Source organism: Streptomyces sp. NPDC058632, assembly GCF_042717095.1.
Lineage (GTDB): Bacteria > Actinomycetota > Actinomycetes > Streptomycetales > Streptomycetaceae > Streptomyces.
The window spans coordinates 23,904-49,534 of the sequence record NZ_JBHXQZ010000042.1; the positions used below are offsets into that span (position 1 = coordinate 23,904).

Annotated in this window: 24 protein-coding genes; 11 read left to right on the forward strand and 13 right to left on the reverse strand. The window is 70.8% G+C overall.

What is annotated here, in order from left to right:
• Positions 1-63: 63 nt before the first annotated feature.
• Together ACFWVE_RS17970 and ACFWVE_RS17975 are read left to right on the forward strand one after the other, a co-directional pair.
• Complete coding sequence (locus ACFWVE_RS17970; RefSeq protein ID WP_384014776.1) at positions 64-672, forward strand: GNAT family N-acetyltransferase; 609 nt, start codon at positions 64-66, stop codon at positions 670-672.
• 153 nt (positions 673-825) lie between these two features.
• On the forward strand, positions 826-1,512 hold the full coding sequence (locus ACFWVE_RS17975; protein WP_384014779.1) for a hypothetical protein: 687 nt from the start codon (positions 826-828) through the stop codon (positions 1,510-1,512).
• A gap of 16 nt (positions 1,513-1,528) precedes the next feature.
• Here ACFWVE_RS17975 and ACFWVE_RS17980 read toward each other — a convergent pair whose 3' ends face one another.
• Positions 1,529-2,140, reverse strand: coding sequence for a TetR/AcrR family transcriptional regulator (locus ACFWVE_RS17980; RefSeq protein ID WP_384014781.1), 612 nt, complete (start codon positions 2,138-2,140; stop codon positions 1,529-1,531).
• A 126-nt stretch (positions 2,141-2,266) separates the two neighbouring features.
• Here ACFWVE_RS17980 and ACFWVE_RS17985 point away from each other — a divergent pair, with 126 nt between their 5' ends.
• A complete protein-coding gene (locus ACFWVE_RS17985; RefSeq protein ID WP_384014783.1) occupies positions 2,267-2,851 on the forward strand; it encodes a dihydrofolate reductase family protein in 585 nt (194 codons plus the stop codon).
• 283 nt (positions 2,852-3,134) lie between these two features.
• On the opposite strand, the gene sodN is transcribed toward ACFWVE_RS17985, so the two are convergent.
• On the reverse strand, positions 3,135-3,530 hold the full coding sequence (gene sodN, locus ACFWVE_RS17990) for a superoxide dismutase, Ni (RefSeq protein ID WP_164560667.1): 396 nt from the start codon (positions 3,528-3,530) through the stop codon (positions 3,135-3,137).
• A 145-nt stretch (positions 3,531-3,675) separates the two neighbouring features.
• Here sodN and sodX point away from each other — a divergent pair, with 145 nt between their 5' ends.
• Positions 3,676-4,110: a nickel-type superoxide dismutase maturation protease gene (gene sodX, locus ACFWVE_RS17995; RefSeq protein ID WP_384014787.1), complete on the forward strand. Its 435-nt coding sequence runs from the start codon at positions 3,676-3,678 to the stop codon at positions 4,108-4,110.
• Here the strand turns inward: sodX and ACFWVE_RS18000 are convergent.
• Positions 4,014-4,643 carry a CGNR zinc finger domain-containing protein gene (locus ACFWVE_RS18000; protein ID WP_384014790.1) on the reverse strand — a complete coding sequence of 210 codons (630 nt, stop codon included), beginning with the start codon at positions 4,641-4,643 and terminating at the stop codon, positions 4,014-4,016. The genes sodX and ACFWVE_RS18000 overlap by 97 nt on opposite strands.
• 100 nt (positions 4,644-4,743) lie before the next feature.
• Here ACFWVE_RS18000 and ACFWVE_RS18005 point away from each other — a divergent pair, with 100 nt between their 5' ends.
• The gene (locus tag ACFWVE_RS18005) at positions 4,744-5,532 is read left to right on the forward strand and encodes a class I SAM-dependent methyltransferase (protein WP_384014793.1); all 789 of its coding nucleotides are present in this window, start codon (positions 4,744-4,746) and stop codon (positions 5,530-5,532) included.
• 103 nt (positions 5,533-5,635) lie between these two features.
• Here the strand turns inward: ACFWVE_RS18005 and ACFWVE_RS18010 are convergent, their stop codons facing one another.
• Genes ACFWVE_RS18010 through ACFWVE_RS18020 form a run of 3 tightly spaced genes read right to left on the reverse strand, consistent with a single transcriptional unit; the run spans position 5,636 to position 8,356 of the window.
• Entirely contained in the window at positions 5,636-6,409 is a 774-nt protein-coding gene (locus ACFWVE_RS18010; RefSeq protein WP_384014795.1) for an amino acid ABC transporter ATP-binding protein, read from the reverse strand.
• Positions 6,406-7,344 (reverse strand): amino acid ABC transporter permease, encoded by a 939-nt coding sequence (locus tag ACFWVE_RS18015; protein ID WP_384014797.1) that lies wholly within the window; start codon positions 7,342-7,344, stop codon positions 6,406-6,408. Before ACFWVE_RS18015 ends, ACFWVE_RS18010 begins: the two co-directional genes overlap by 4 nt.
• Before the next feature lie 37 nt (positions 7,345-7,381).
• Positions 7,382-8,356 carry an ABC transporter substrate-binding protein gene (locus ACFWVE_RS18020; protein ID WP_384014800.1) on the reverse strand — a complete coding sequence of 325 codons (975 nt, stop codon included), beginning with the start codon at positions 8,354-8,356 and terminating at the stop codon, positions 7,382-7,384.
• 585 nt (positions 8,357-8,941) lie between these two features.
• Here ACFWVE_RS18020 and ACFWVE_RS18025 point away from each other — a divergent pair.
• From ACFWVE_RS18025 to ACFWVE_RS18040, 4 genes are all read left to right on the forward strand, one after another.
• The gene (locus ACFWVE_RS18025) at positions 8,942-10,180 is read left to right on the forward strand and encodes an NADP-dependent malic enzyme (protein ID WP_384014802.1); all 1,239 of its coding nucleotides are present in this window, start codon (positions 8,942-8,944) and stop codon (positions 10,178-10,180) included.
• Between the two features lie 140 nt (positions 10,181-10,320).
• The gene (locus ACFWVE_RS18030) at positions 10,321-11,286 is read left to right on the forward strand and encodes a zinc-binding dehydrogenase (protein ID WP_384014805.1); all 966 of its coding nucleotides are present in this window, start codon (positions 10,321-10,323) and stop codon (positions 11,284-11,286) included.
• Positions 11,287-11,418: 132 nt separating this feature from the next.
• Complete coding sequence (locus ACFWVE_RS18035) at positions 11,419-11,628, forward strand: HTH domain-containing protein (protein ID WP_055598204.1); 210 nt, start codon at positions 11,419-11,421, stop codon at positions 11,626-11,628.
• Complete coding sequence (locus tag ACFWVE_RS18040; RefSeq protein ID WP_384014808.1) at positions 11,628-12,194, forward strand: Clp protease N-terminal domain-containing protein; 567 nt, start codon at positions 11,628-11,630, stop codon at positions 12,192-12,194. The genes ACFWVE_RS18035 and ACFWVE_RS18040 overlap by 1 nt, the downstream gene beginning before the upstream one ends.
• Positions 12,195-12,510: 316 nt before the next feature.
• Here the strand turns inward: ACFWVE_RS18040 and ACFWVE_RS18045 are convergent, their stop codons facing one another.
• Complete coding sequence (locus ACFWVE_RS18045) at positions 12,511-13,572, reverse strand: PadR family transcriptional regulator (RefSeq protein ID WP_384014811.1); 1,062 nt, start codon at positions 13,570-13,572, stop codon at positions 12,511-12,513.
• A 1-nt stretch (position 13,573) separates the two neighbouring features.
• Positions 13,574-14,512, reverse strand: coding sequence for a DUF4097 domain-containing protein (locus ACFWVE_RS18050; protein WP_384014814.1), 939 nt, complete (start codon positions 14,510-14,512; stop codon positions 13,574-13,576).
• Between the two features lie 237 nt (positions 14,513-14,749).
• Between ACFWVE_RS18050 and ACFWVE_RS18055 the strand changes: the two genes are divergently transcribed.
• A complete protein-coding gene (locus ACFWVE_RS18055) occupies positions 14,750-15,748 on the forward strand; it encodes a hypothetical protein (protein WP_384014817.1) in 999 nt (332 codons plus the stop codon).
• A 22-nt stretch (positions 15,749-15,770) separates the two neighbouring features.
• On the opposite strand, the gene ACFWVE_RS18060 is transcribed toward ACFWVE_RS18055, so the two are convergent.
• From ACFWVE_RS18060 to ACFWVE_RS18080, 5 genes are all read right to left on the reverse strand, one after another.
• A complete protein-coding gene (locus ACFWVE_RS18060; RefSeq protein ID WP_381368496.1) occupies positions 15,771-15,959 on the reverse strand; it encodes a DUF6104 family protein in 189 nt (62 codons plus the stop codon).
• Positions 15,960-16,067: 108 nt separating this feature from the next.
• A complete protein-coding gene (locus ACFWVE_RS18065; RefSeq protein WP_384014821.1) occupies positions 16,068-19,892 on the reverse strand; it encodes a multifunctional oxoglutarate decarboxylase/oxoglutarate dehydrogenase thiamine pyrophosphate-binding subunit/dihydrolipoyllysine-residue succinyltransferase subunit in 3,825 nt (1,274 codons plus the stop codon).
• Between the two features lie 302 nt (positions 19,893-20,194).
• Positions 20,195-21,307, reverse strand: coding sequence for an ATP-binding protein (locus ACFWVE_RS18070; RefSeq protein WP_384014823.1), 1,113 nt, complete (start codon positions 21,305-21,307; stop codon positions 20,195-20,197).
• Positions 21,304-22,044: a response regulator transcription factor gene (locus ACFWVE_RS18075; protein WP_384014826.1), complete on the reverse strand. Its 741-nt coding sequence runs from the start codon at positions 22,042-22,044 to the stop codon at positions 21,304-21,306. Before ACFWVE_RS18075 ends, ACFWVE_RS18070 begins: the two co-directional genes overlap by 4 nt.
• Before the next feature lie 123 nt (positions 22,045-22,167).
• The gene (locus ACFWVE_RS18080) at positions 22,168-22,881 is read right to left on the reverse strand and encodes a spermidine synthase (RefSeq protein WP_384014828.1); all 714 of its coding nucleotides are present in this window, start codon (positions 22,879-22,881) and stop codon (positions 22,168-22,170) included.
• Between the two features lie 240 nt (positions 22,882-23,121).
• Here ACFWVE_RS18080 and lon point away from each other — a divergent pair, with 240 nt between their 5' ends.
• The gene (lon, locus tag ACFWVE_RS18085) at positions 23,122-25,536 is read left to right on the forward strand and encodes an endopeptidase La (protein ID WP_384014831.1); all 2,415 of its coding nucleotides are present in this window, start codon (positions 23,122-23,124) and stop codon (positions 25,534-25,536) included.
• The last annotated feature ends 95 nt before the right edge of the window (positions 25,537-25,631 follow it).

Below are 25,631 nucleotides of genomic sequence, written 5' to 3' on the forward strand. Positions count from 1 at the left end.
CGTCGCCGTCCCGGTAGGGTCAACCCCCTTATTGCACAAGAGGGTTGAGGAGAAGGGGCGGACATGGGTGTGGCGATCCGGACGGCTGGGGACGGGGACCGGGAGCTGGTGGTCCGGCTCCTGGACGAGGCGTTCCGGGACGACCCGGTGAGCGGCTGGGTCTTCCCGGGCGCCGAGTACCGCCGTACGACGCACCACAGGCTGATGGGAGCCTTCACCGACATCGTGCTTGCCGCGGGACGCGTCGATGTCACGGAGGACGGCTCGGCGTGCGCGCTGTGGATGTCGATGCAGGCCGACGACCACGGCGGCGGGGACCCGGCGGACGACGAAGGTCCCGCGCAGGTACGCCGGGCCGTCGACCCGGAGAACGAGCGGGTGGAGATGATCGGCCGGCTGACGGCGGGCGTCCATCCCACCGGGCGGGCCCACGAGTACCTGTGGATGATCGGCGTGGCGCCCGGCCGGCAGGGCGAGGGACTCGGCACCGCACTCATCGGTTCGGTCCTCGACCGCTGCGACCGCGAGGGGCGGCCGGCCTACCTGGAGGCGAGCAGTGTCCGCAGCCGTCTGCTGTACGAACGTCTCGGCTTCGCCCCGGCCGGTGAGCCCCTGCCGCTCCCGGACGGCCCTCACATGTGGCCGATGTGGCGCGAACCCCGCACCCCGTGACCGGCCGGTGCCCCGCCCGCGTCTGCCCGGCCCGACTGAACCCGGTCGGGCCGGTTTTCCGTCCCGTCGGGGACGTTCGGCCCGGGCTGCCGGCGTGCGTCCCCGCTTCACCGGCCTCGCGAGGGCCGGTCGGCGGGGACTGCCGGGGGCGACATGAGCACAGCGGCGCGCGACAACGGGACGGCAGGCCGCCCGGGGGCAGGCGGCGGGGCGGAGGACAGGGAGATCGCGGCGGCCGGGCATGCCGATCTGTCCGCGGACACGCTCACGCTGGTGGAGGCCGCGTTCCGGGAGCGGCTGGAGCAACTGGAGCGGCTGGAGCAACTGGAGCGGCTGGAGCAACTGGAGCGGCTGGAGGGGCCCGTCGGGCGGGGGCGGTCGGCCGTGGTGCGCTGCGGTGCGGGAGCGCCGCCGGCGTTCGGCCGGGCGGCGAGTGCGTCGGGCCGCCGCCCGGCCGTGGTCGTCCCCACGCACAACGGCGTCCCCGCCATGCCGCGCCGGCCTGACCGGATGGCCGCCGGTGAACTGCTGAACCTCGCCGACCAGGCGCGGCTCCTGCCGTACGACCCGACCCACCGGGACTCCTGCGTCGGCGCGGACGAGCGGATGACCGCCACCAGCGGCCTGCTCCTGGCGGTCTGGGACGGGATCCCGTCCAACGGCAGGGACGCCACCGCCCACCTGGTGACGTACGCCCGCGCCCGGGGCGTCCCGGTGGAGATCGTGTGGCCCGCGGGCGCCGAACGCGGGACCGGGGCGGCCCCGCCCGCCGTACCCGCCGGGCCGCCCGTCCGGGAGCCCGCCGAGCCGCCCGCGCCCCGGTACGAGACCCTGCGATGACGACGCCCACCGCCCGCTATTCCCGAGCCGGTGCCTCCGGCTTCTCCGGCACGATCGTCGCCACGATCCGGTCCACGAGCCCGTCCGGCACGTTCACCCCGGGCAGTACGCCGTCCAGGACGCCCGGCAGCGTCAGGTGCTCCAGGATGAGCCCGAGCATGGCCAGGTACAGCACCGCCACGGTCTCGTCGCCGCCCGGAAGCCCGGCGGCCCGCTGGAACTCCATGCCCTCCACGAGGTCGCCACGGACCGAGGCGGTGTAGGAGGCGAGCAGCTCGGGGCGCCGGGTGGCCTCCAGCCGCATCTCCAGCAGGGCCAGCCAGCCCGTGCGGTCACCGGTCGCACGGGCCATCAGGTCGTGCATGAACGCGGTGACCAGTGAGCGGTCCCGCGGCCGGGTCAGCAGCTCGGCGACGACGGCCGGGTCGGGTGCGAGCCGTACGTGCAGCCGGGAGTCGATCTGGCGCAGCAGGTCGTCCCGCCCGCCGAAGTAGTTGGAGGCGGTGCCCACCGGCACCCCGGCCTGCGCGTCCACCGCGCGGAACGTCAGTCCCCGGGCCCCTTCGCGGGCGAGCACCTCGACCCCGGCGTCGACCAGGGCCGTACGGCGTTCAGGGTTGGCGGCCATGCGGATTTTCCTTCCTCACGTGTCTCGATCTCCGGTCCGCGTCCGTAAATCCCTTGCAACCACTACAAGTGAAGTACTACAAATGAAGTGGTTCACGGACGAGGCAGCCTACGGAAAGAGACCGCGTTGCGAAAGCTCACCTACTTCATCGCCTGCTCCATCGACGGCTTCATCGGGGACCCGGAGGGCGACGCGTCGGCGATGATGCGCTTCGTCGACGAGGAGTTCCTCGCGTTCCTCAAGGCGGAGTACCCGGAGACCCTCCCCACCCACGGCCGCCGCCCGCTCGGCATCGACGACCTGCCGAACCAGCGGTTCGACACGATCCTCCAGGGCCGCGCAAGCTATGACATCGCCCTGAAGGAGGGCATCACCAGCCCGTACGCCCACCTGCGCGAGTACGTCGCCTCGCGCACGCTGAAGGAGTCGCCCGACCCGAACGTCGAGATCATCGCCGACGATCCGGTGGGCCGGGTCCGGAAGCTGAAGGCCGAGGACGGCCCGCTCGGCATCTACCTGTGCGGGGGCTCCGTGCTCGCCGGTGAACTGCTCGACGAGATCGACGAGCTGGTCATCAAGACGTACCCGATCGTGCAGGGCGCCGGCATGCCGATGTTCGGCGCGGGCTTCTCGGTGACGGAGTTCGCCCTCGGGTCGGTGCGTACGTTCACGAACGGGGTGCTGGTGCGCACGTACAGCAGGGAGCGCTGAACCCGGCGCCGGCCCGGTGCAGGGGCTTCCTCCGAGCGTGGGCGAAGTCGCCACGACCGAGCAGCCGCGCACCAGGAATACCGGCGGGAGTCATGCGCGTGTCATGACGACGCAGGCTGTCGGTGCGCGGGCGGCCGCCGCGGGCGGCTTCGCCCCTGCCCGCCGTCGCCGAAGACGCCCGCACCCGGCCGTCACAGGGCGCCGGACGGCGGTCTGTGGACCGGGTGCGGACAGGAAGACCAGGCGACCAAAGAAATCGCAGGTCAAGCAGCATGATCGAAGATCAGGCCTTCTTCGTCTCCCAGAAGATCTTGTCGATCTGGGCGATGTAGTCCAGTGCCTTCTGGCCGGTGGCCGGGTCGGTCGAGCCCTTGGCGGCAGACAGGGCCTTCAGGGTGTCGTTGACCAGCTGGTGCAGCTCCGGGTACTTCTCGAAGTGCGGGGGCTTGAAGTAGTCGCTCCACAGGACGGAGACGTGGTGCTTCGCCAGTTCGGCGCGCTGCTCCTTGATGACCGTGGCGCGGGCCTGGAAGTGGGCGTCGTCGTTGCCGGCCATCTTCTCCTGGACGGCCTTGACCGACTCTGCCTCGATGCGGGCCTGGGCCGGGTCGTACACGCCGCAGGGCAGGTCGCAGTGGGCGCTGACCTTGACCTTGGGGGCAAACAGGCGGGAAAGCATGGAGCAATCCTTCCTCGTGATCGTCTTCTCACAGGGGACATTACTCCGTGGAGGAGTGGTTTTCTCGAGTGCCCCCGGGGGCTTAGGACAAAAGTCCGGGGTCAGACTGGGACCGGTGGAGGAAGAACCGGGGAGGTGCCGGGTGATGCCGGAGCTGTCGCAGGACGCCGAGCGGGCGGGGGCGCCGCTGCCCTTCGGGGTGGCCGAGGTGACGGGGCCGTCCATGGTGCCCACGCTGCACCACGGGGACCGGCTCCTGGTGCATTACGGGGCCCGGATCAGGCCGGGGTCCGTGATCGTGCTGCGGCACCCGTTCCAGCAGGATCTGCTCGTGGTCAAGCGGGCCGCCGAGCGGCGGGAGGGCGGCTGGTGGGTGCTGGGGGACAACCGGTACGCCGGCGGTGACAGCACCGACTACGGGGTGGTGCCCGACGGGCTGGTGCTCGGCCGGGTCCGCCTGCGCTACCGGCCGCGCACACCGGCTCAGCGCTCGCCGCTGGCCGTGCTGGGCTGGGCGCTGTCGGCGGCCCGGCCGGTGTTCTCCGTCCGCTCGGCCTCCAGGCGCTTGCGGGCGCGGTAGGCGGCCACGTTGGCGCGGGTGGCGCAGCGGTCCGAGCAGTAGCGCCGGGAGCGGTTGGTCGAGGTGTCGAGATAGGCGTTGCGGCAGGGCGGCGCCTCGCACAGGCCGAGGCGGTCCACGCCGTACTCGGTGAGGTGGAAGGCCAGACCCATCGCGGCGATGGCGGCGTAGCCGGCGGTCGGGTTGGACGGGTGGTCCGCCAGGTGCATGTGCCACAGCGGGCGGCCGTCGTCGTCGCGGTGGTCGTGCCCGGAGATCTGCGGGCTCACCGGGAACTCCAGCAGCAGTGAGTTCAGCAGATCGACGCCGAGGGTCTCGTCGCCCGCGTCCGCCGCCTCGAAGACCGCGCGCAGGCGGGCCCTGACGGAACGGAACCGGGTCACGTCCGCCTCGGTCGCGCGCCGCGCCGCGGACTGGTTGGCGCCGAACAGGTCGCGGACGGCCTCCACCGAAGTCAGGGTGTCCGTACCCCGGGTCGGCTCCTCGGTGTTGACGAGACGCAGGGCGTAGTCCGAGTAATAGGCCAGTTCCACTTGTAGTCCTTACGCGGGAGGTCTATGGTCGTGTCTGCGGTCGAGTAACAGGTGATCGCGCTTAAAGGGTATTACGTTTCGCGGATGCGGGAGGGGCTGCATGACGGACACGAAGGCCGGTGCGACGACGATCAAGGCCGCGGCGACAGCCGACTGGCAGGCCTGGCAGGAGAGCTGGGACCGCCAGCAGGAGTGGTACATGCCCGACCGCGAGGAGCGGTTCCGGGTCATGCTCGACATGGTGGAGGCCGTCGTCGGCGGCTCCCCGCGCGTCCTGGACCTCGCCTGTGGCACGGGGACCATCACCGCCCGGCTGCTCACCCGGTTCCCGGACGCCACCAGCACCGGCGTCGACCTGGACCCGGCGCTGCTCACCATCGCCGAGGGCACCTTCGCGGGCGACGAGCGGGTCACCTTCGTCACGGCCGACCTCAAGGATCCCGACTGGCCCGACCGGCTTCCCCATGACTCCTACGACGCCGTACTGACCGCGACCGCCCTCCACTGGCTGCACAGCGAACCCCTCGCGGACCTCTACGGACAGGTCGCGGAGCTGGTCCGTGACGGCGGTGTCTTCATGAACGCGGACCACATGATCGACGAGACGACCCCCCGGATCAACGCGGCCGAGCGCGCCCAGCGCCACGCGCGCATGGACCGGACCAGGCGGAACGGCGCCCTCGACTGGGCCGAATGGTGGAAGGCCGCGGCCCAGGACCCCGTCCTCGCCGAGCCCACCGCCCGCCGCTTCGAGATCTACGGCGAGCACGCCGACGGCGACATGCCGTCCGCCGCGCGGCACGCGCGCGTGCTGCGCGAAAAGGGGTTCGCCGAGGCCCGCCCGGTGTGGTGCTCGCCCTCGGACACCCTGCTGCTCGCGGTGAAGTGAGGCTCGCCGCACGAGGCGCACGAGGCGCACGACGTGCACGACGGAGGGGCGGTACGGAGATCATCCGTACCGCCCCTCCGTCCTCGCGCGTTCCCGTGGGCTGTCAGAGCACCTTGGACAGGAACGACTTCGTCCGCTCGTGCTGCGGGTCGGTCAGCACGTCCCGCGGGCGGCCGGACTCGACCACCACGCCGTCGTCCATGAAGACCAGGCTGTCGCCCACCTCGCGGGCGAAGCCCATCTCGTGGGTGACGACGACCATCGTCATGCCCGACTCGGCCAGGTCGCGCATGACGTCGAGGACGTCACCGACCAGCTCCGGGTCGAGGGCCGAGGTCGGCTCGTCGAACAGCATCAGCTTCGGGTCCATGGCGAGCGCCCGCGCGATCGCCACCCGCTGCTGCTGGCCGCCGGAGAGCTGCGAAGGGTAGCTCCCGGCCTTGTCGGCCAGGCCCACGCGCTCCAGCAACTGCCCCGCGCGCTCCCTGGCCTGCGCCCTGCTCACGCCCTTGACCTGTACCGGCGCCTCGATGACGTTCTCCAGCGCGGTCATGTGCGGGAACAGGTTGAAGCGCTGGAAGACCATGCCGATGTCCCGGCGCTTCAGCGCGACCTCGCTGTCCTTGAGCTCGTACAGCTTGTCGCCCTTCTGGCGGTAGCCGACCAGCTCCCCGTCGACGTACAGACGTCCCGCGTTGACCTTCTCGAGGTGGTTGATACACCTCAGGAAGGTGGACTTGCCGGAGCCGGAGGGACCGATGAGGCAGAACACCTCGCCGGACTTCACCTCCAGGTCGATGCCCTTGAGGACCTCCACGGGGCCGAAGGACTTGTGGACGCCCTCGGCCTTGACCATGGCGGGGGAGGACTGGTTCATGCCGCGACTCCCTTCGGGCGGCGCGTGGGAAGGACCGCGGCCTTGAAGCGCTGCAGCGGTGTCAAAGGCAGGGAGCGGCTCGAACCGCGGGCGTAGTACCGCTCGACGTAGTACTGCCCGACGCTCAGGATCGAGGTCATGATCAGGTACCAGGCGGCGGCCAGGAAGTACATCTCCACCGGCGAGCCCGCGTTCTGGCCGATGTCCTGCGCCTCCTTGAAGAGGTCGTAGAACTGCACCGCCGAGACGAGTGAGGTCGTCTTCAGCATGTTGATCACTTCGTTGCCGGTCGGCGGCACGATGACGCGCATGGCCTGCGGGATGACGATCCGGCGGAGCGTCTTCGTGTGGCTCATGCCCAGGGCGTGCGACGCCTCGGTCTGTCCCTCGTCGACCGAGAGCAGTCCGGCGCGGCAGATCTCGGCCATGTAGGCGGCCTCGTTGAGGCCCAGGCCGAGCAGCGCCGCCAGCAGCGGCGTCATGAAGGACGACCAGTAGTCCTTGTAGACCGGGCCCAGGTTGATGTACTCGAACACCAGGCCGAGGTTGAACCAGACGAAGAGCTGGACCAGGACCGGTGTGCCGCGGAAGAACCAGATGTAGAACCACGCGATCGAGGACGTCACCGGGTTCTTCGACAGGCGCATCACGGCGAGCAGGATGCCGCCGGCGATGCCGATCACCATCGACAGCACCGTGAGCAGCAGGGTGTTGAGGACACCGTCGATGATGCGGTCGTCGAAGAAGTACTCGGGGATCGCGCCCCAGTTGATCTTGCCTTGCGCGAAGGCGTAGATGACCGAGCCCAGAAGGGCGAGCGCGACGGCCGCGGACACGTACCGCCCCGGGTGCCGGACCGGAACGGCCTTGATGGCCTCCGGCCCGGCGGGGGGCGTCGCGTCGGGACCGGCCGTCTTGTTGACGTCAACAGTCACGGATGGAGCCTTTCAGAGCCGCGTCGAACGGGACGGTTCAGGAGCCGCCGTTGATCTTGGCCTCGGTGATCGCGCCGTCTGCGACGCCCCACTTCTCCACGATCTTCTTGTACTCGCCGCTGTCGATGACTGCCTGCAGGGCCGCCTGCAGGGCGTCGCGCAGTTCGGTGTTGTCCTTGGCGAGGGCGATTCCGTACGGGCCCGCCTCGACCTGGTCGCCGACGATCTCGAAGTACTCGCCGCCACCGGAGTTCTTCACGGAGTACGCGGCGATCGGGAAGTCGGCGGAGACGACGTTCGCGCCCTTGGAACGCATACGGGTCTCGGCCTCGGGGTTGGTCGCGAAGTCCTCGATCTTCAGGGTCTTCTCGCCGTCCTCCTCGCACTTCTTCGCCTGGTCCTTGGCGAGGTCGTGGGAGAAGGTGTTGCGCTGGACCGCCATGGTCTTGCCGCACAGATCGTCCCAGGTCTTGATGCCCTGGTCGTCGCCCTTGTTGGTGTAGAGCGAGACGCCCGCGGTGAAGTAGTCGACGAAGTCGACACCGGCGCCGACCTTCTTACCGGTGTCGGAGTCGATGCCCTCCTGCCGCTCCTTGGTGTCGGTCATGGCCGACATCGCGATGTCGTAGCGCTTGGACGCGAGACCGCCGATGAGGGTGTCGAACGTGCCGTTCTGGAACTCGAACGTCACGCCGAGCTGCTTGCCCATGGCGTCCGCGAGGTCGGGGTCGATGCCGACCGTTTTGCCGGAGTCGTCCTTGAACTCGACCGGGGCGTACGCGATGTCCGAGCCGACCTTGATGACGCCCTTGTCGCGGATCGCCTGCGGCAGCTTGTCGGCCAGCGGGGCGGCGCTGCTGGACGCGGTGTCGCCGCCGTCCGAGCCGTTGCCGTTGTTCTTGGTCTGGTCACCGCAGCCGGTGACGAGCAGGGCGCCTGCGACCGCGATCGCGCCAACCGCCGCCAATCGGGTCTTGGCGGCGGGGGTGCGACGGGTGATGCGTGCGGTCATGGTGGTTCCTCCGGCGGAAGGGTGGGGTGCCGATGGGGTGGGCCACGGCCGATGGGGACCGGCCGTGCCGCGAGTCGACGGAAGCACACGTCTTCGAGTGTCGCGACTCTGTGTGATTACCGCATCTTGCCATTCGGACTACGCCACTCAGGGGGCTCGCCATGTCAAAATCGGATAACAGGTGACGCTCGAACCGCGCTGCTCCGCTCCATCACGACCGGACAGCCTGCGGAATCCCGCCATCGTGGCCGGAAGATCTTCGGTTCTCGATGAGGCGAGGGGCGTTCAGCCGTCGGATTTACCGTGTCTCGAGCGCTTGCCGACTGTTTGTCCAGACCTTGTCCTGAAATTGGTCGATGGGTCCTGGCACCCGCATGTGACCTTTGCGTTATGGACTCGTCGCCGAAGGCGCCGGTCCGGTAAGAAGGTGCTTTACACCCCTCATCCGGGGATCAAGGGCGCGTGTGCGGCGCGCCCGTCGTGTCCGAGCCCGACGCATCAACCCACCGGGCCCGACGCGGTCCCGCCCGCTCCTCACCCGGAGCGGCAACCCTCAAACCATGAACCATTAAGGGGTAAAACCAAGTGGCAGCGGAGATTGTCAATCCTCGCAGCGACAGCGAAAGCCGGACCGGTCATGAGGAGCAGGACGGCGGGGCGGAGCCCCTCGAGTCCTTCGACCCGGCATTCGCGCTGCACCGCGGCGGCAAGATGGCTGTGCAGGCCACCGTGCCGCTCCGCGACAAGGACGACCTGTCCCTGGCGTACACGCCCGGCGTCGCGAAGGTGTGCAGCGCGATCGCCGAGCAGCCGGACCTCGTCCACGACTACACCTGGAAGTCCTCGGTCGTCGCCGTCGTCACGGACGGTACGGCCGTGCTGGGGCTCGGCGACATCGGACCCGAGGCCTCCCTCCCCGTGATGGAGGGCAAGGCGATCCTCTTCAAGCAGTTCGGCGGCGTGGACGCGGTTCCGCTCGCCCTGGACTGCACCGACGTGGACGAGATCATCGAGACCGTGGTCCGGCTCGCCCCGTCCTTCGGCGGCGTGAACCTGGAGGACATCTCGGCGCCCCGGTGCTTCGAGATCGAGCAGCGGCTCCAGGAGCGGCTGGACATCCCGGTCTTCCACGACGACCAGCACGGCACCGCGGTCGTGTCGCTGGCGGCGCTGCGGAACGCGGCGCGGCTGAGCGGGCGGACCCTGGGCGAGCTGCGGGCCGTGATCTCGGGCGCGGGCGCGGCCGGTGTCGCCATCGCGAAGATGCTCGTCGAGGCCGGTATCGGCGATGTCGCCGTGGCCGACCGCAAGGGTGTCGTCTCGCGGGACCGCGAGGACCTCACGCCGGTCAAGCGTGAGCTGGCGGGCTTCACCAACAAGGCCGGCTTCTCCGGATCGCTGGAGGACGCGCTGTCCGGGGCCGACGTCTTCATCGGCGTCTCCGGCGGTACGGTGCCGGAGCCCGCGGTGGCGTCGATGGCCGAGGGTGCCTTCGTCTTCGCCATGGCCAACCCCGACCCCGAGGTGCACCCGGAGATCGCCCACAAGTACGCGGCTGTCGTGGCCACCGGGCGGTCGGACTTCCCGAACCAGATCAACAACGTGCTGGCGTTCCCGGGGATCTTCGCCGGAGCGCTGCAGGTGCGGGCCTCACGGATCACCGAGGGGATGAAGCTGGCGGCGGCCGAGGCGCTGGCGGCCGTGGTCGGAGACGATCTCGCCCCCGACTACGTCATCCCGTCCCCGTTCGACGAGCGGGTCGCGCCGGCGGTGACCGCGGCGGTCGCCGCGGCGGCCCGCGCGGAGGGCGTCGCCCGCCGCTGAGGCGCGCGAAGGTGTGTCGGCCCCGTCCACGGGTGGACGGGGCCGATTCGCTTGTGTGGTCCGAAGCGCGGTGGCAAGAAGGCGTGTCTCACAGCGACGTCTTGTTCCGTCAGGAGGACGGGCGACCTATCGTCAAGGTCATGTTCGCTGTCTACGCCGCCCGAATCGACCGTGACCAGCCGCTTTCCGGTCTGGAGCTGGGGGAGCGTCCGGCTCCCGAGGCCCGCCCCGGCTGGAGCACCGTGACCGTGAAGGCCGCCTCCCTCAATCACCATGACCTGTGGTCCCTGCGGGGCGTCGGCCTCCCGGAGGAGCGGCTGCCGATGATCCTCGGCTGCGACGCCGCCGGGATCGACGAGGACGGCAACGAGGTCGTCCTGCACTCCGTGATCGGACAGACCGGCCACGGGGTGGGCCCGGGGGAGCCCCGGTCGATCCTGACGGAGCGCTACCCCGGCACGTTCGCCGAGCAGGTCGCCGTGCCCACCTGGAACGTCCTGCCCAAGCCGAAGGAACTGTCCTTCGAGGAGGCGGCCTGCCTGCCCACGGCCTGGCTGACCGCGTACCGGATGCTGTTCACCAACGCCGGGGTGCGGCCCGGCGACTCCGTACTGGTGCAGGGCGCCGGCGGAGGCGTCGCCACCGCCGCGATCGTGCTCGGCAGGGCCGCGGGGCTGCGGGTGTTCGCCACCAGCCGCGACGAGGCGAAGCGGAAGCGGGCCCTGGAACTGGGCGCCGTGGAGGCGCTGGAACCCGGGGCGCGGCTGCCGCAGCGGGTCGACGCGGTCATCGAGACGGTGGGGGCCGCCACCTGGTCCCACTCGGTGAAGTCGCTGCGGCCCGGCGGCACGCTGGTGATCTCCGGCGCCACCAGCGGCGACCGGCCCTCGCACGCCGAGCTGACCCGGATCTTCTTCCTGGAGCTCAAGGTCGTCGGGTCGACGATGGGCAGCAAGGACGAACTGGAGGACCTGCTCGCCTTCTGCGCCGCCGCCGGTGTGCGCCCCGTCATCGACGAGGTGCTGCCCATGGACCGGGCCCGGGAGGGGTTCGAGCGGATGGAGACGGGCGGGCAGTTCGGAAAGATCGTGCTCACCGGTCCGTAGCCGCGTAGGGACACAGCGCCCATCCCTGCGGCCTCTCGCGGGGGGTGTTCACGGCCGGCCCGGCTTCCGGGCCGGCCGCCCGCTTGTCAACCAGGGTTGACGCACGGTCTGTTGTCAACGTATGTTGACGGCATGACTGAGGCAACCGATCTTGCCGAGCGGGCGGGTGACCGTGATCCGCGGGTCGGCCTGCGGGCCGTCGCCGCGCTGCGCAGGCTGCTGGAGCAGTTGGAGGCCGTGCAGGTGCGCAACGCGCGCAACCACGGCTGGTCGTGGCAGGAGATCGCCAACGAGCTCGGAGTGAGCAGGCAGGCCGTGCACAAGAAGTACGGGAGGCATTGATGTTCGAACGGTTCACGAAGGATGCCCGCGCCGTGGTGAAGGGGGCGGTCGAGCAGGCCGAGGAGGCGGGAGCGCGGCACGTCGGTGCCGACCATCTGCTGCTGGCCCTGATCGACCGGGAGGGCAGCCGGGGCTCGTTCGCGCTGGCCGCTCTCGGACTCGCCGAGCGACGGGATTCGGTGCGGGCCGCGGTGGAGGAGGCGCGACGGAGGGCCGGGCTGACCCAGGCCGAGACGGACGCGCTGGCCGGGCTCGGCATCGATGTCACGGAGATCGTCGCCAGGGTGGAGGACGTGCACGGCCCCGGAGCCATGTCCCGCGACGGGAGGAGCGTCGGCCGGTGGCGCTCGGGGCGCCGGCCCTTCACCCGGGAGGCCAAGGACGCCCTGGTGGGCGCCCTGCGTTTCGCCACCGACCGTCACGATCGCCACATCGGCGACGAACACCTCCTGCTGGCCCTGACCGTCCACCCAGGTGTTCCGGCGGAAGTCCTCGCGGATCACGGCGTCACGTACGAGTCCCTGGCGAGGGTCCTGTACGGCGACGGGGAGGCCAAGGCGGGCTGAGCACCGTGGGAGCCGGGCGGCCGGACGCGTAGGCCGGTCAGGGGCGGGACTTGGCCGAGACGGACGCCCGGTCGGGTTCCGGCCGTCCGTCAGGGTGCCTGCTCGGGCTCTGTCGTGGACGGGTGGTGGCGGGCGGACAGGCGTCGCGGAGCCGGTCAGGGGACGCCGGGGCCAGGGATCGCGCGGTGCGGGTCGCGTCATGGTTGTCGTCCCGCGGACCATCCCCGGGGTGCGCACCTGCGTGACGGTCGAGAGGGCCGGGTTATGTGCGGTCGCGGGCCGAGCGGGACCGGGCGGGCCTGCCCCGGGGCCCTCGTCAGGGCTTCGGGGTGTGCAGGAGGGCTCCGATCCGGGCTGCGGCCGTGGACAGGTGGTGGCGGGCTTCGCGGAGCTGGTCCGGGGTGATGCCGTGGTCGCGGGTCGCGTCGCGGATGTCGTCCCGGAAGCGGTCCAGCAGGCGGTCCAGGTCGCGCGCGGGGTCACCGGCGGAGTCCGTGGCGTCCTCGTGCGCCCAGGACGGGGTGTAGTCGGCGGGGAAGTCCTCCGGTGTCCGGGAGTACGACGGGCCGGGAGCCGGGGCGCCGCTCTCCGCGCCGGTACGGCCGAAGCCGAAGTCCTTGCCGAACTCGCCCACCTCCTTGACCAGCTCACCCAGGCCCTCGCGCAGGCCCGTCGGCCAGTCGCCCCGTGAGAAGTGGTCCTGCACCTGCTCCTGGACCCGCCGGGCGATGCGCTGCACCTCCTCCTGGGCCTGGGCGGCGGCCCGCTCCTGGGCCTCCTTGGCCTGACGGCGGGCACGCTGCGCCTCGTCGCGGGCGCGGCGGCTCTCGTCCTTCGCGCGTCGGGCCTGTTCCTTCCACTCCTGCTTGGCGCGGCGCATCTCCTCCTTCGCGGCGCGCCAGGCCTCGTTGTCGCCGAGGCCCGTGAAGTCGCCGCCGGAGGCGGGGCCGGCGCCGGCCCCGTCCGGCGCCTCCGCGTCACGGCCGCCCTTGCGGGCCTGGCCGGCGGCGGCACGCATCTCACGGCGCAGGTCGCCCGCCGCACCGCGGACGTCGGCCCGGATCTCGGCGGCCAGCTCGGCGACCGACTCCCGGATCTCCAGCTCCAGGTCGATCAGCTCGCCGCTGCGGCCGGCCAGTTCGGCACGGCCGGCGTCCGTGATCGAGTACACCTTGCGGCCGCCCTCGGTGGTGTGGGTGACCAGGCCCTCGGCCTCCAGCTTGGCCAGGCGCGGGTAGACCGTGCCCGCCGACGGCGCGTAGAGCCCCTGGAAGCGCTCCTCGAGCAGACGGATCACCTCGTAACCGTGGCGCGGGGCCTCGTCCAGCAGCTTCAGCAGGTAGAGGCGGAGGCGGCCGTGGGCGAAGACGGGGGGCATGTCAGAGCACCTTCTTGTCGGTCGGGCCGTCGGTCGGGCCATCGGCGGGGCCGCCGGGTGTGGCGTCGGAGGAGCCGGGGTCCGGAACGGGGACGGAGCGGTCCCCCGAGTCGTCCCACGGCTCGCCCTCCTCCTCGTGGGGCGGGCGGCGCAGCAGGGCGATGGAGCCGGAGACGGTGGTGGCCCGCAGCTTGCCGGTGCCCGCGCCCAGCCGGCCGGTTATCTTGTGGGCGCCCCACTGGCCGTGCACCCGCAGGCCGTCGAAGGCGTTGGAGACGGCGCCGCTCGCCGTGTTGGCCTCGACCTCGGCATCCGCCGGATCGGGCAGCCGGATCGCGATCTCGCCGGAGACACTGGTCAGCCGGATGTCGGTGGGACCGTCGGCGGCGAGGTCCACGATCATGGAGCCGCTGACCGAGTCCGCCCGCACGGTGGAGCCGGAGCCGTCGACCACGGTGAGGTCGCCGGATACGGAGTTGAACCGGAGGTCACCGGTGACGGACTGGGCCTCGACGTTCCCGGACACCGTGTCCGCGCGGACCGGGCCGGAGAGGGCGACCAGGGTCGCGTCGCCCGTGACGCCCTTCACCACGGACGGTCCCTTGATCCCGGAGACGACGGCACCGGCGCCGACCACCCCCACCTCGACCCGCGTGTGCGCCGGAACGGCCAGGGAGACCACCGCGCTGCGGCGCCAGCCCTTGCGGTCCAGCCACTTGAGGAAGCCCTTCCAGGGCAGGTCCTCGTAGGCCACCGTCAGGACGCCGTCCCGCTGGGTCACCACCAGGGGCGGTCCCTCGACCTCGGAGACCTCCAGCCGGGCGGAACCCTCGTCCGTGCCCACCACGTTCACCGTTCCGTTGACGATGCGGACGTGGAGCTCGGTCACTGGGTCGTCGAAAGCGAGCTTCTCGGACCCCGAGACGGACCTTTCGAACATGGTGGAACCTCCTGGGCCGGCTGCCGGGCTGCCGGATGTCTGAGTGCCGGAGGGCGTAACGGCGCAACGAGGAGTGTGATGCATGGCTGCACGCACACCACGACGCGCCATATCGCGTCTTACGTGATTCACGATATATCGCGGACGGGGAAAGTCAAGGCGCTCGTTCCAGTGAGCGGTCGCCGTGCAAATGAGCGGTCGCCGTGCAAAAGGGGCGAATTGCCCTACGGTATGACCATGTCGACGGAACAATCCCAGGTCGCGGGCCGGGCCCGCCCCGTATCGGGAGCCCTGCTGCTGTGCCGTGCGGAGGCCGGATCCGTCGTCCCCGCCGCCCGGCTGCTGCACGAACGCATGCTGCTCGCCCGAGCCGGCGAGGAGTGGAGCGTGCTCGTTCCCGAGGGCGGGCCCTGGCGGTCCGGCACGGACCCGGTGGACCGGGTGGTCAACGGCTGGGCCATCGCGCTCACCGTCGGTGTCTCCTGGCCGGTGCTGGCCCTGTGGTGGGACGGAGAGCGGGCCGGGCTCACCCTCGCCACCGGCTTCCGCCGTCCGGTCGGCTATGTGTGGCTGGCCGACGGCACACCGGCCGGCATGGAGGAGGCCATGCGCACCTTCGCGGGCCGGCTCGGCCTCGACCCGGTCCTGGACATGCAGGCCCTGAACGAGCTGACCGAGCCGGATTCCGCCGCCGACGCCTCCGCGCGGCTGAGCGGTGTCCTCGCCGTCCTCACCCGCGCGGGCGTATCCCTGCCCCCGGGACTCGCCCCCGGCGAGAACGCCGACGGACTGCTCGAAGCGGCCCGGCTCCAGCCGGACACCCGCCGGATCGAGGCGGACGGGAGCAGCGGGAAGGACGAGGACGGCGGGAAGAGCGCGACGGGCGGGGACGAGCGCAGGGATCGGGCCCAGGCCCAGGAACAGCAGGCCCAGGAACAGCAGAGGGAGTACGGAGCGGGAGCGATGGACCGGCCGGGCGGCACCACCGGCGCCCGGCACCCCGCACCCCGGCACCCCGCACCCCGGCACCCCGCACCCCGGCCCTCCCGCGCGGGCGGTCCGTCGCCCGTACCCGCCGTGCCCGTCCTGGCCCTCGTGCAGATGGCCGCGGGCCTGCCGCTGGCCGTCTGGGGCCTACGGCACCGCAGCGGCGGCTGGATCGTGGCGGGGACGCTCCTGCTCGCCCACGGCACCGTCACGCTGACCACCCACACCCTCACCCACCCACGCGACTGAACCCGCGCGGCCGGGTCCTGCCCTACTCCTCGTCCTCGTCCTCGTCGTCGTCCAGCCGGGCCAGCCAGGTCGCCAGGCGTTCCACCGGCACCTCGAAGTCGGGATTGAGGTCGACGAACGTCCGCAGCTGCTCGGCGAGCCACTCGAAGGTGACCTCCTCCTCGCCGCGCCGCTTCTCCAGTTCCTCGATGCCACGGTCCGTGAAGTACATGGGGACAAGAATATGTGCGCCCACACGGACCGGGCCGCACCCCCACAGTGGGGGTGCGGCCCGGTCACGTACGGCCTACGACCCATGACGGCGTCGCTCAGGAGTCCGTCAGGCGTCGAACACCTCACGCACCAGCTGCTCCTGCTCGGCCTGGTGCCGCTTCGCGGAACCGACCGCCGGGGACGAGCCGTGCGAGCGCGAGATGCGGCGCAGACGCTCGCCGTGCGGGACGTCGGCGCCGACCGCCAGGTCGAGGTGGTCGATCAGGTTGAGCGCGATGAACGGCCAGGCACCCTGGTTCGCCGGCTCCTCCTGGGCCCACAGGTACTTCTCGGCGTTCGGGTACTTCTTGATCTCCGCCTGGAGCTCGGTACCCGGCAGCGGGTACAGGCGCTCGATGCGCAGGATCGCCGTGTCCGTCACGCCGCGCTTCTTCCGCTCGGCCTCGAGGTCGTAGTAGACCTTGCCGGCGCAGAAGACGACCTTCTTGACCGCGGCCGGGTCGACCGAGTCGTCGCCGATGACCGGGCGGAACTGGCCCGTGGTGAACTCCTCCGCCTTCGAGGCCGCGGCCTTCAGGCGCAGCATCGACTTCGGGGTGAAGACGACCAGCGGCTTGTGGTGCGGGTTGTGCACCTGCCACCGCAGGAGGTGGAAGTAGTTCGACGGGAGGGTCGGCATCGCGACCGTCATGTTGTTCTGCGCGCAGAGCTGCAGGAACCGCTCCGGACGGGCCGAGGAGTGGTCCGGGCCCTGACCCTCGTAGCCGTGCGGCAGGAGCAGGGTCACACCGGAGGTCTGGCTCCACTTCTGCTCGGCCGACGAGATGAACTCGTCCACGACCGTCTGCGCGCCGTTGACGAAGTCGCCGAACTGCGCCTCCCACATCACCAGCGCGTCGGGGCGGGCCAGCGAGTAGCCGTACTCGAAGCCCATCGCCGCGTACTCGGAGAGCAGCGAGTTGTAGACGTTGTACCGCGACTGGTCCTCGGACAGGTACAGCAGCGGCGTGAACTCGTCGCCCGTCTCGCGGTCGATGACGACCGCGTGGCGCTGGCCGAAGGTGCCGCGCTGCGAGTCCTGGCCGGACAGCCGGACCGGGACGCCCTCCAGGAGCAGCGAGCCGACCGCGAGGGTCTCGCCCATGCCCCAGTCGATCGTGCCGTCCTCGACCATCGCCGCCCGGCGCTGCAGCTGCGGCAGCAGACGCGGGTGGATGGTGACGTGGTCGGGGATGTTGACCTGCGACTCGGCGATCCGCTTGACGACCTCCGAGGTGACCGCCGTGTTCACGGCCACCGGGAACTGGGCCTGCGGCTCCGAGGGCTCGGCGGCCGTCGGCTGGGCCGCCGCCTCGCGGACCTCGGTGAAGACCTTCTCCAGCTGGCCCTGGTAGTCCTGCAGCGCCTGCTCGGCCTCTTCCAGGGTGATGTCGCCGCGACCGATGAGGGACTCGGTGTACAGCTTGCGCACCGAGCGCTTCTTGTCGATCAGGTCGTACATCAGCGGCTGCGTGAACGCCGGGTTGTCCGACTCGTTGTGACCGCGGCGGCGGTAGCAGATGAGGTCGATCACCACGTCCTTGTTGAACGCCTGGCGGAACTCGAAGGCCAGCCGCGCGACGCGGACCACGGCCTCCGGGTCGTCGCCGTTCACGTGGAAGATCGGGGCCTCGATCATGCGGGCCACGTCCGTCGCGTACATGGAGGAACGCGAGGACTCGGGCGCCGCGGTGAAGCCGACCTGGTTGTTGATGACGACATGGACCGTGCCGCCGGTGCGGTAGCCGCGCAGCTGCGACATGTTCAGGGTCTCGGCCACCACGCCCTGGCCCGCGAAGGCCGCGTCGCCGTGGATCGCCACCGGCAGGACGGTGAAGTCCGTGCCGCCCTTGTTGATGATGTCCTGCTTGGCGCGCGCGACGCCCTCCAGGACCGGGTCCACCGCCTCCAGGTGGGAGGGGTTGGCGACCAGGGAGACCTTGATCTGCTCGCCGTCGAGACCGGTGAAGGTGCCCTCGGCGCCCAGGTGGTACTTCACGTCGCCGGAGCCGTGCATCGACTTCGGGTCGAGGTTGCCCTCGAACTCGCGGAAGATCTGCGCGTACGACTTGCCCACGACGTTGGCCAGCACGTTCAGCCGGCCGCGGTGGGCCATGCCGATGACGACCTCGTCGAGACGGGACTCGGCGGCCGAGTCCAGCACGGCGTCGAGCAGCGGGATGACGGACTCGCCGCCCTCCAGGGAGAAGCGCTTCTGACCGACGTACTTGGTCTGCAGGAAGGTCTCGAAGGCCTCCGCGGCGTTCAGCCGGCGCAGGATGCGCAGCTGCTCCTCGCGCTCCAGGCTGGAGTGCGTGCGCTCCACGCGGTCCTGGATCCACTTGCGCTGCTTCGGGTCCTGGATGTGCATGAACTCGATGCCGGTGGTGCGGCAGTACGAGTCGCGGAGCACGCCGAGGATGCTGCGCAGCTTCATCAGGCTCTTGCCCGAGAAACCGCCGACCGCGAACTCGCGCTCCAGGTCCCACAGGGTGAGCCCGTGCTCGGTGATGTCCAGGTCGGGGTGCTTGCGCTGGCGGTACTCCAGCGGGTCGGTGTCGGCCATGACGTGGCCGCGGACCCGGTAGGAGTGGATCAGCTCGAAGACGCGGGCGGCCTTGGTGACGTCGTCGTCGTGGGACGCGTCGATGTCCTTGAGCCAGCGCACCGGCTCGTAGGGGATGCGCAGCGCCTCGAAGATGTCGTCGTAGAAGCCGTTCTCGCCCAGCAGCAGGTTCGCCACGGCGCGCAGGAACTCGCCGGAGGCGGCGCCCTGGATCACCCGGTGGTCGTAGGTCGACGTGAGCGTCATGACCTTCGAGATGCCGAGCTTGTTCAGGGTGTCCTGGCTGGTGCCCTGGAACTCCGCCGGGTAGTCCATGGAGCCGACGCCCAGGATCACCGACTGGTTCGGCATCAGGCGCGGCACCGAGTGGACGGTGCCGAGGCCGCCGGGGTTGGTCAGCGAGACCGTGACACCCGTGAAGTCGTCCATCGTCAGCTTGTTGTCGCGGGCGCGACGGACGATGTCCTCGTAGGCCTGCCAGAACTCGAAGAAGTTCAGCGTCTCGGCCTTCTTGATGCCCGCGACGACCAGCTGGCGGTCGCCGTTCGGCTTGACCAGGTCGATGGCGAGGCCGAACTTGACGTGCTCCGGCTTCACCAGGGTGGGCTTGCCGTCCACCTTCGCGTAGTGCCAGTTCATCGACGGCATCGCCTTGATGGCCTGGACCATCGCGTAGCCGATGAGGTGCGTGAAGGAGATCTTCCCGCCACGGGCACGCTTGAGGTGGTTGTTGATGACGATGCGGTTGTCGAACAGGAGCTTCACCGGGAGCGCGCGCACGGACGTGGCCGTGGGCACCTCCAGGGAGGCGTCCATGTTCTTCGCGACGGCCGCGGACGGGCCGCGCAGCGTCAGCTGCTCGGGGCCCTGCTTGGCCTCGTCGGCGGGCTTCGCCCGGGAGGCCTGCGACTTCGCGGCGGCCGGCTCGGCGGCGGCAGGCTTGGCGGGGGCCGGAGCGGCCTTCGCCGGAGCGGGTGCCGGGGCCTTCGCGGCCGGCTGGGCAGCCGGCGGCGCGGCGGCGGGCTGCGGGGCAGCGGGTGCCGCGGGCGCGGTGGCGGGCCGGGCCGGGGTGGCCGACGCGGCCGTCCTCGTGCCGGCGGTCCCCGTTGCCGCGTTGTTCACCGGAGCCGGGCCCTGAGGGGCGCCCGGCTTGTAGTCGGCGAAGAAGTCCCACCAGGCCCGGTCGACCGAGTTCGGGTCCTGGAGGTACTGCTGGTAGATCTCGTCGACGAGCCACTCGTTGGCACCGAAGGCCGCGGCAGGGTTCTTGCCCGCTTGGTCGGTGTCGGTCGAGATGCTCGAGTTACTGGGGGACTGTGGCGACACGGCGTCAACCGCCCTCTTCCGCTTCACAAGATGATGGACAGCGGAAATTAAGGCTACGCCTCCCCGACCGAGAAGGTCAGTCCGGGCCCGTTCAACGTCGTGCAAGTCACATCTCAGAGGGTGTTTCGGCGCAGGAAATGGCGGGAAACAAGCGTGGTTCCGCATTGTCGGGGCGCGCCGGGAACGGCTCGGCCGCGACCCGGCGCACTCGTGGCACGGGCCTGCGCCCGAACCTGTGCTGATCACACCTGTCCGTCAGCGCGAACGTACATGGATCTTGTGGCTCCGCTTGGCACCCTACGTCAACCCGACGAGGGGGAGACTCCCGGAAGGGTGATGAGAATGCGACAGCCCCGCTCGGATTCGGCCACCCCGATGCGTCCGCCGTGGAGATCGACGGCCCAGCGGGCGATCGCCAGGCCGAGACCGGTGCCTCCGTCGCTGCCCGGACCGTGCGGCAGATTGACGCTGCCGCGGTTGAACCGCTCGAAGACGCGGTGCCACTCGGTCCGCGGAATGCCGGGCCCCTCGTCCAGGATCTCCAGCTGGAGCGAGTCCGGCTGAGGTCCGGGCCGCGCCTTGACCGTCACCCGGCCGTGCGGCGGGCTGTGCTTGACCGCGTTGTCGATGAGGTTGGCGACGACCTGGTGGATGCGCTCCGGGTCGAGGTGCGCGGTGAGTTCCGGGGGTGAGACGTCGAGGCTCAGATGGACGTCCTTGCGCGTGTGGCCGCCGGAGCCGGTGGTCATGCCCGCGCGAGCGGAGGCGACCATGTTGGCCTCCTTGAGCACGCCGGACAGATACGGCCACACCTCGAACCGCTGCCGCCGCAGCGGAACGACCCCGTTGTCCAGACGGGACAGGTCCAGGAGCGTCTCCACGAGACGCCCCAGCCGCTCGGTCTGCTTCAGTGCCGTACGCATGGTCTCGGGGTCGGCCTCGGTGACGCCGTCGACGATGTTCTCCAGCACCGCGCGCAGACCCGCGATGGGGGTGCGCAGCTCGTGCGAGACGTTGGCCACCAGCTCCTTGCGCTGGTGGTCCTGGGCCTCCAGCTCGTCGGCCATGACGTTGATGGTCTGGGCCAGGTCGCCCAGCTCGTCCCAGCGGTTCTCGCGCACCCGGCGGGTGTAGTCGCCGTGCGAGATGGACCGGGCCACCGCGTTCATGTCGTCCAGTGGCGCGGTGAGGGAGTGCGCCACGAACTGGGTGATGAGCAGGGTGGCGATCATCGAGAAGACCGTGATGAAGCGCAGCTCCGTCTTGGTGTGCACCGCGATCATCGACAGCCCGGTGGTGATCAGCACCGAGATGACGACCAGCGCACCCAGCTTGGTCTTGATGGAGAACGGGCGGACACCGCCCCAGGGACCGGGATCCCCGGGGCCTCTCCGTGCGGCCGGCCCGTCGCTCATGGCGTCGGCGTCTCCAGGGCGTAGCCCACGCCGTGCACGGTACGGATGCGCTCGGCGCCGATCTTCCGGCGCAGCGCCTTGATGTGGCTGTCGACGGTCCGGGTGCCGGAGGCGTCCGCCCAGTCCCAGACCTCGGCCAGCAGCTGCTCACGGGAGAGCACCGCGCGGGGCGTGTTCGCCAGGCACACCAGGAGGTCGAACTCGGTGGGCGTCAGATGGACGTCCTCGCTGCGCACCCGCACCCTGCGCTGCGCGTGGTCGATCTCCAGTTCGCCCAGGCGCATGATGCCGCTGCGCGGGGTGGTGGCCGCCAGGGCCGCCCGCTCCATGCGGCGCAGCAGCACATGCACCCGTGCCGCCAGTTCCCGCATGGAGAACGGCTTGGTCATGTAGTCGTCGGCGCCGACGCCCAGCCCGACCAGCATGTCGGTCTCGTCGTCGCGCGCGGTCAGCATCATCACCGGCACCGGCCGCTGGGCCTGCACGCGCCGGCAGACCTCCAGCCCGTCGAAACCGGGCAGCATGATGTCGAGGATCAGCAGGTCGGGCTGCCAGGCCTCCGCCGTGTCGACGGCGGACGGACCGTCACCCGCCGTCTGCACCAGGAATCCCTCGGCGCGAAGGCGGGTCGCGATGGCGTCCACGATCGTCGCATCGTCCTCGACCACCAGGACCCGGCGCTGTGCGCCCGGGGTGGTCGCCGCCGTGCCGTTGTGGGAGGTGTGTGTCTGCTCCATCGCCCGCCCCTGAAGTGTGCTTTCCGGAATCCGTGGGGTGAATCCGTCTCTGCGCATGACTGCGATTGACGCTTGAATGATCGGCGTCAGTGCAGCAGCGTACGGGGAGTCACCACGGCTTTGCTATCCAGGGCGGACGCCGAGATGCACGACGTCCGGTACGCCCCGGGCAACCGGGATCTCTTCGGTACGCACCTGCCGGAACCCGGCATTCCGCAAGGTTTTCTCGAAATCCGCCGACGGCTGGGCGGACCACACCGCGAGCACCCCGTCCGGTCTCAACACCCTTGCGCAGTCCATGAGTCCGGTGGGGGAGTAGAGCCCTCCGTTGTCCTCGGTGACGGTCCAGTCGGGGCCGTTGTCGATGTCGAGACACAGCGCGTCGAACGTGTCGAACGTCTCATTGACGTACGCCACCAGGTCGTCCTCGACGATTTCCGTGCGCGGGTCGGCGAGGGCGCTCGCGGAGATTTCGGCCAGGGGGCCCGCGCGGTGCCAGTCGATGACGGCGGGTTCGCGCTCCACCACCGTGATGCGGCCCCAGCGGGGAGCGGCGGCGGCGTGCGCGAGTGAGAAACCGACGCCGAGTCCGCCGATGAGGACGTGCGGGTCCTGGCGCGGACCGTGCCCCGCGCGGGTGTCGGCGGCGTCGAGCGCGGCCAGGGCGGCGTCGACCAGCCGGCGCTCCGAGCGGCCGTCGGAGGTGTCCATCAGGAAGCAGCCGTTCGCGATGATCTGCAGCAGACTCCCGTGCCGGCGGAGCGCCACCTCCCCGTACGGGCCCTCGCGGCGGTCCAGGACTTCGGGGACTTCGGGAATGTCGTAGGGGGTGGACATGTGTTCATCCTGGCAGCACTCCCCGTTCGGCGGAGCACCTCCCGCCGTCTCGTGTCGTCACGGCGGATCCGGGCGGTCCCGGCCGGGCTCAGGGGTTCCGGGCGGCACCGACGGCGCCGATCCGTCCCGGGCCGGCGGGTGATCGCTGAGAGCGAACGTGGGCGGGCGCAGTCCGGGAACAATCACAGGCTCAGAAGCATTGAGTCGGCATAGCTCAACTTGAGTGCCGAAGGGGAGATCATGGCTGCTGAGTCCACACCGCTCGCCCTGCCTGTGCTGCCGCTCGACGACGAGGTCGTGCTGCCCGGGATGGTGGTCCCGCTGGACCTGAGCGATTCCGAGGTGCGCGCCGCGGTGGAGGCCGCCCAGGCCGCCGCCACGTCGGAGACCGGAAAGCCCAGGGTCCTGCTGGTGCCACGCATCGACGGGACCTACGCCGCCACCGGCGTCCTGGGCACGGTCGAGCAGGTCGGCAGGCTGGCCGACGGCGACCCGGGCGCCCTGATCCGGGGCCGGGACCGGGTGCGGATCGGCGCCGGCACGACCGGGCCGGGCGCCGCGCTGTGGGTGGAGGGCACCCGGATCGACGAGACCGTGCCGGAGCGGGTGCCCGGCCAGGTGGCCGAGCTGGTCACCGAGTACAAGGCGCTCGCCACCGCCTGGCTGCGCAAGCGCGGCGCCTGGCAGGTCGTCGACCGCGTCCAGGCCATCGACGGCGTCTCCGCACTCGCCGACAACTCCGGTTACTCACCGTTCCTGTCCACCGAACAGAAGCTGGCCCTGCTGGAGACCGCCGATCCGGTGGCCCGGCTGAAGCTCGCCACCCAGCAGCTGCGCGACCACCTCGCCGAGCAGGACGTCGCCGAGTCCATCGCCAAGGACGTCCAGGACGGCGTCGACAAACAGCAGCGCGAGTTCCTGCTGCGCCGTCAGCTGGAAGCCGTACGCAAGGAACTGCGCGAGCTGAACGGTGAGCAGGAGGGCGAGGACTCCGACGACTACCGGAGCCGCGTCGAGGCCGCCGACCTGCCGGAGAAGGTGCGCGAGGCCGCGCTGAAGGAGGTCGACAAGCTGGAGCGCTCCTCCGACCAGTCGCCCGAGGGCTCGTGGATCCGCACCTGGCTCGACACGGTCCTGGAGATGCCGTGGAGCGAGCGCACCGAGGACGCGTACGACATCCAGGGCGCCCGGGCCGTGCTCGACGGCGAGCACGCCGGCCTGACGGACGTGAAGGAGCGCATCACCGAGTACCTGGCGGTGCGCAAGCGGCGTGCCGAGCGCGGACTCGGCGTCGTCGGCGGCCGCCGCGGCGGTGCCGTGCTCGCCCTCGTCGGCCCGCCCGGCGTCGGCAAGACGAGCCTCGGCGAGTCCGTCGCCCACGCGATGGGCCGCAGGTTCGTCCGGGTCGCCCTCGGCGGCGTCCGCGACGAGGCCGAGATCCGCGGCCACCGGCGCACGTACGTCGGCGCGCTGCCCGGCCGGATCGTGCGGGCGATCAAGGAGGCCGGGTCGATGAACCCGGTGGTGCTGCTCGACGAGATCGACAAGGTGGGCTCCGACTTCCGGGGCGACCCGGCCGCCGCCCTCCTCGAAGTGCTGGACCCGGCGCAGAACCACACCTTCCGCGACCACTACCTGGAGGTCGAGCTGGACCTCTCGGACGTCGTCTTCCTCGCCACCGCCAACGTTCTGGAGGCGGTCCCGGAGGCGCTGGCGGACCGGATGGACATCGTCCGCCTGGACGGCTACACCGAGGACGAGAAGGTGGTCATCGCGCGCGACCATCTGCTCCCGCGCCAGCTGGAGCGCGCGGGGCTCGCCACCGACGAGGTCACCCTCGACGACGGCGCGCTGCGCAGGCTGGCCGGCGAGTACACGCGCGAGGCGGGCGTCCGCACCCTGGAGCGGTCCATCGCGCGGCTGCTGCGCAAGGTCGCGGCCCAGCACGAACTGGGCGAGCGGGAGCTGCCGTTCACCGTCATGGACGGTGACCTGCGCGGACTGCTCGGCCGGCCGCGCCACGTGCCCGAGTCCGCCCAGGACCCGGCGGAGCGCCGCACCGCCGTCCCCGGTGTCGCCACCGGGCTCGCGGTGACCGGCGCCGGCGGTGACGTCCTCTACGTGGAGGCGTCCCTGGCCGACCCGGAGACGGGCGCCGCCGGGCTCACCCTGACCGGTCAGCTGGGTGACGTGATGAAGGAGTCGGCGCAGATCGCGCTGAGCTTCCTGCGCTCCCACGGCGCCGAACTGGAGCTTCCGGTCGGCGACCTGAAGGAGCGGGGCGCGCACATCCACTTCCCGGCGGGCGCGGTGCCCAAGGACGGCCCGAGCGCCGGCGTCACGATGACCACCGCCCTGGCCTCGCTGCTGTCCGGGCGCCCGGTCCGTACGGACGTGGCCATGACGGGCGAGGTCTCGCTGACCGGGCGGGTGCTGCCGATCGGCGGGGTGAAGCAGAAACTGCTCGCGGCGCACCGGGCGGGGATCACCACCGTGATCATCCCCAAGCGCAACGAGCCCGACCTGGACGACGTCCCCGCCGAGGTGCTGGACGGGCTCGACGTCCACGCCGTGACCGACGTCCGACAGGTCCTGGAGCTGGCGCTCTCGCCGGCGACGAACGGCGCGACGCCGGAGGTTCCGGTGGCGGTGTGACGGCGCCACCGGACGGGCGGCGGCCCGGATTCCCGTGAGGGAGGTCCGGGCCGCCGCCGTGCGGCAGTGCGGACGCAGGGGGCGGGGTTGCCTGG